Genomic DNA, 5,632 nt, shown 5'->3' with positions numbered 1-5,632 from the left:
AATTAAGAAGGAAAAGGAGTTAAAAGATATGCTTTACTCCTCTGCCTCCTATCGGCAATCCGGCTAGACTGCTAGATTGAATCTATTCTGTTGCATGCGCCACTGATGCTGAGCTACTGCCTCCTGACACTCTCTTACGCCGTATCTGAAACCTTTAACATCTGCAGCTGTTTCGCCACTATTATTCACAATGGAACTATCGACACGTTCATCTTCGAGTAAACGCTTAACACAGTTCAGATGACCGCGTTCCACAGCATCATGGAGGGCGGTATATCCGACATTATCTTGCCTGTTTGGATCCAGTTTAGGATCAGCAAGGAAGAGTTCGAGAGCTGAGACATCCCCAATTGATGTAGCCATGAACATGATGGGTTCGGATGATGCCATGAGTGCATTGATATCAATACCTGGAGTTTTCAGGAGCATTTGGACAATTTCGAATGTTTCTTCATACTTTTCTTTTTTGTTGCGCGCCAGATTTTGTATAGCCTCTGTCAATGGAGCAGTACAATAGAGATTACTGTAGTTAACTACTTTGATGTTGGGGTAGGCGAGTAAACATCCACGAATGGCACGTATGTCGTTATTACGAATAGCTATAATCAGATAATCCACGTCTTCTGTGATGATACCGGGACTGCTGTTTTTGAACTGTTCAAAATATTCAAGATCAGCCTTTCTTTCTTGCTCCTTAAATTCGATCATCTGCTTTATCTCAGCGTCTGTAGTCATACTGACTACAGAGTCCCCACGATAGGGTGTATTGAATAATGTACCTGGATATTGAATCAATAATCTGGCTGTAGCATCGCGCCCATTCCTAAGAGCTAAGTGTAATGGAGTAATTCCATTCACATCAGTAGCAGCTGGATTAGCACCGCCATAATAGATCAGGGCACGAAGGTTTTCACTATGACCACCTCTTGCTGCCGCATGAACGGGAGTGCTGTAGTTATGAGTGGTTTTTTGTATGGTTTCTGGATGAAATTCAATTATAGACTGTAATATCTTTGGATCCTTATTGGCAGCATAATAAGCACTGTATTCGCTGGGTTTAGCACCATGTTTGAGCAAATCGTCTACCACATTGACTCTGTTCGCTATAATTGCGCAGTCCAAGGCATTATCATAGTGTGTTCTTGCCATGCTCGCTCCTGCCTTGGCTAAGATATCGACCATCTCAACAGATTTTACCAGACACAATGGCTCTTGCTCGAACCAGTTGGTTTGATTGACTGCTTTTGGAAACATCTGAAGAAGTGACGAAGTGAGGGCTAAATTGTTATTCATCACGGCAAAGTGCAATAAATGATAACCCTGGAACGTTTGCTTATCTAATGGCCATGATCTCAACTCATCTAAATCTTCAGCAGTCACTTTATCATTAAGAAAATGATCTAACATCTGCAGACGACTATTCAGTTGAGGATTGAGAAACACACCAAGAGACTGTAATTGCATATTGAACTGTTCTATAGAACCACCCTCAATTCGCAACTTCCATTGTTGCAGTATGAATTCAACTTGCATGATTTCCTGGCTAGCTGCAGAGGTAAAATGATCTTTTAACAGTTTACCGGCTAACTCCAGGTTTTCCTCTGGTACTAATTTTTGGATAATTAACCGCATTAACAGGTGTGGCAGAGTGGGATTATTGGAATAAAGTGACAGGTATTCTTCTAAATAAAATTGCTCAAAAAATCTTACCGTGTCTGTAAAAAGTTCGTCAGCTATTGATTCCGGTAAAAACAAGCGATATTTTATTTTCAAAGCTATTAGCATGCTTTCAAGACTACAATTGCCAACAGTTTGAAATTTTCCGGTAATCATGCTGTCAAATATCAAACCAAGGATGTCATGCAAGTCACGTTGAATGTATGTTTTATTTGATTCTTGAAGGCTATCACTACAGAGCTTGGCAATCACTGGTTCTGTTAAATTCGCAATTTTGGATATTTTGTAATGTTCAGTAGTGGCATCGGTACTACATCCACCACCATTATTACGATAAAAATCATCCTTTTTGATGATGAGATTTATCGCATGTCCAGACCAGCCGGTGAGTATTTCGACACCAGAGTTTTTGCTGTCTGCTATCATAGTAGACATAAAACTGTCCTTAGAGGACTTCATTGATGGATAATAATCCCCCCAGAAATTAGACAGAAAATAAAAACGCATTGCTTTTATTGTCATGTTTCTTACTTGCCTGATGGCATCCAGATGCCCAATATGTTTCCCATTTGTATCACAATGTGAAACGTAAGCATTCATTAAGTGTGCCATAAAGGGAACGGTGTCAAAGTAAGAAGCTCCTGTGAGCGTAATAAGGCGATTGTTGACAGGTATTGAGCCGCTTAATGAAAATAAATGGCCAAACATTTTGGAGTCTGTCCCGATACCCGGAGTTGTTTTGGTACGAAGATAGTGTTCTTCAAAGGCGAGCATGGCATCATTGAAGCAATCCAGAGGAAAATCTAATTCGAAGACATTGCTTAACGCGCGTGCTCGCTCCTCACTGCCTTCTTTAGTTAAATTTTCTATGTGACTAATAACAGCATTCTGATTAATCTCAGGTTTGAGTTTTCTGAAATTTTTGTAGATTCTCTCTTGTTGAAAAGGCTTACGAATAGCCGTGAGCGCGAAGCAATATTCGACATCTATTTCAATGTTTGCATCAATGATTGCCTGGATTATCGATTCTATTACCTCTCTGGATACCAAATTTTGACGAAAATCATTAAAGCAATCTGCGATTATATTTTTAAGTAATTCGGAATTACTTTTTTGATTTTTGCATAGTTCAAGAAGAGTGCTGAACTCAGAGGTGACGGTATAGTCATCACTTCTAAGTAATTCACCTAATATCGTCTTACCCTTTGAGTTTTTTTCAAGAAGTGATGATGGATGAAGTTTAAGAATATCAAGTAGCAGTTCTTTATTTACATAGTCTGATCTATTGGCTTTATTCTCGGCAATTAAATCAAATACCGACTTCCCTGCATGATTTTTATGCGTCACATCAATACCTTTCTGGATAAGTAGTGCTGCAATGTCTGTAGCCTGATGTTGGCAAGAAATAATCGCCAGTTGCAAATAATTATTTCCCTCCCCATCTACAGCCTTGATGTCACATTGTTCATGGTTGATTAATGCGGTAACCAATTTCATGTCTTTGTATTGGGAATCAGACAAGATCTGGGCCAATGCTGTTTGCTCATTATTATTTTTGATGTTGGGATTCGTCTTAACGTTCTTAATCACCTCATCAATAAGATCTCTAAACAGGTAGACATCTTCAGAAAGCATATGCAAGAGTATGGAATTATGTTTAGAGGTTTTCTGATTAGGGTTAAACTTTTTATGCTCTATTAACATTTTAAATGTATTTTTTAAGTTGTATCCTCGCGAATGGTAGATACATTCAAAAAATGTTTGTCCTGCTCCAGATGTCTGATTGATATCAAAGTCTTTGTTCTTAAGTAAGAGATCGAATGTTTTATCTACATCGTATGGCGCTGCGTGTTCCAGATAGTAACTTAGAAAACTGTTACCCTGCTTATCGACAGCATTGACATCTGCCCCGGCTGCCATTATCGACTGAATATAACAAGAAAAATTACCATTTTTTACATGATTTGACTTAGCAAATACATGCAGAAGTGAATCGCCGTCTTCAGTGATATCGGTGACTGCAAAATTCTCTTCGCTAAGTTTCGTTAAAATTTCATCCTCATGCTTTACGTTATTGAGAATGTTTAGTAGCTTTTCACTTCTCATATATTTGACCCATTCTATTTATTATATGAGCGGCTAGTGTAGCATGTGAACATTAGTAAGGCATTAAGACTTCAGCAACGCGGTGATATCAGGAGCTGAAGGTTGGAAAGACATAGGGTCGAGAAAGCAAATAAAATAATTAAAAAGATAGAAAATGAGGCACTATCCGCTTAAGATAGTGCCATTAGGTCGTAACCCCACCTTGTGCTAAATCCAAATGAATCTATCTAGTCGAGGTTAGTGAAGATCTAAATTGCTAACAGCATTATTTAGCTCAGCCTGTTCTCGTAGTTCCATTTGTTGAGAAATATCTATCTGCTCCCAATATTCGAGAGTACTTAAGCCTCCAAAATTTATGCGAATAGCTTGAGTTTGTTCTGAGATAATGGCTTTCTCCTTAAATGATAATTGGTTCCAGCTGAGTTTTTTATCATTTTGGAAAAACGCAGATTGACCCATCGGAGCAGCATCTGGCTTGGGCTTAGCAGCAATGTACTTATAGATTTCATTTATTTCATTTTTCTTAGCATTATCCAACTGATTCCAATAAGCTTCTGTGGAAATATGCTCGCTCTTATGACGTATATCTTGTGAGGTGGAGGACAAATATTGTCTAAAAGCCAAAGGTAAATCATTATAGTCTAAATCTTGTATTGCAGGAGGATTAGCAATAACAGCATTTTGACCGCCCTGTAGAGAAATTTCACAAGCCTGGGTTAATACCTGATTTACTGCTGATGCCAGACTGATAAAATCATTGCCTTGATCACCAATTAAATAAGCTTGATACCCCTCTTCACGAGACTTACTCACGTTAGGCTCACCGTCATCAAATACAAAGTGCTTACCACGAGCTTCAGGCTTGATAAGTAGTAATGTTTCCAGGGCACGTCTCACAGAGGCTTTGCCGTCGTTATCATCCATTCCCCAACTCACTACAGGAATGCCTCCTACAACAGAACGGATAGGATTTGCACTGGAGTTATGACCGAGAGTAGCATCATACACACCTATACCATGAACTTGAGGAAAATGAAGCCCTTTTCTAGCACATGCAGCTTCTAATTTCTCTAAAAATTCTAATTGATCAGACTACACTATTTTTTGAATGGAAAACAACTTTATAATTATAGTTGGTAACCAGATCCATAATATCGCTGACAATTTGAATACCATTGACCAATACTTGAACTCCGCCCCAGTCGTACTCTTCAATGACTAAATCATCTTCAGTAATTTCGTCTGACCCCATAACAATTTTACCATCCAGAACGCCTCCATTATCAAACATTAAATAAGTAACGTCGTCAGAAGGAGCATTGATTGGAGCTACTGGTGGATAGATCATTTGATAAAGATCATTTAACTTGTTTTGATATTTTGCAGAGTGTTGCACAAGAGAATTGGGATTCTGAATAATATGAAAACCCTCCTCTTTGGGCACTGCAACCAAAAGTGGTTGGGTAAAAAATTCTGAATTAGCGGAAGTATAAGTAAACATTTCTCCAGTGTCAGGTTGATATTTATGTGGTGCTTCGTCCTTAATACATTCATCTAATGCTGATTTGCGTACGCCGGTAAGTGAGAGATAAGTTACCTGTCCTTTGGCTTCTTGTGAATGTCGTTTTTGAAAGGAAGCAAAAGCAGTGGAGAGCTCCTTACTTCCTGTTAATTGAAAAGTTTTGTAGGAAAAGGCTTGATCTTTTTCACCCAGATAATTGATAGTCCACAATAATTCCACGTCGTCATTTTCAAGCTGATTGAGAATAGTTTCATCGGAAAGTTGCTTCATAGAGGAAATATTTTTAGGAAGTTCTAGAGTACTGGGAATAATACCTTTCCAAAATGA

General features: G+C 38.6%; 3 protein-coding genes. All 3 read right to left on the bottom strand.

Annotated elements, in window-relative coordinates:
- Positions 1 to 63 precede the first annotated feature (63 nt).
- Complete coding sequence (locus Ltuc_RS12390) at positions 64 to 3,783, bottom strand: ankyrin repeat domain-containing protein (protein WP_058521681.1); 3,720 nt, start codon at positions 3,781 to 3,783, stop codon at positions 64 to 66.
- A gap of 237 nt (positions 3,784 to 4,020) precedes the next feature.
- Complete coding sequence (locus Ltuc_RS12385; RefSeq protein ID WP_058521680.1) at positions 4,021 to 4,791, bottom strand: hypothetical protein; 771 nt, start codon at positions 4,789 to 4,791, stop codon at positions 4,021 to 4,023.
- A gap of 79 nt (positions 4,792 to 4,870) precedes the next feature.
- Positions 4,871 to 5,632 (bottom strand): hypothetical protein (locus Ltuc_RS15470; RefSeq protein WP_162264366.1); only part of this gene is annotated, 762 nt, incomplete at its 5' end.

The sequence above is a fragment of the Legionella tucsonensis genome (assembly GCF_001468035.1).
GTDB lineage: Bacteria > Pseudomonadota > Gammaproteobacteria > Legionellales > Legionellaceae > Legionella > Legionella tucsonensis.
This window is presented reverse-complemented; position numbering and strand designations above follow the sequence as displayed.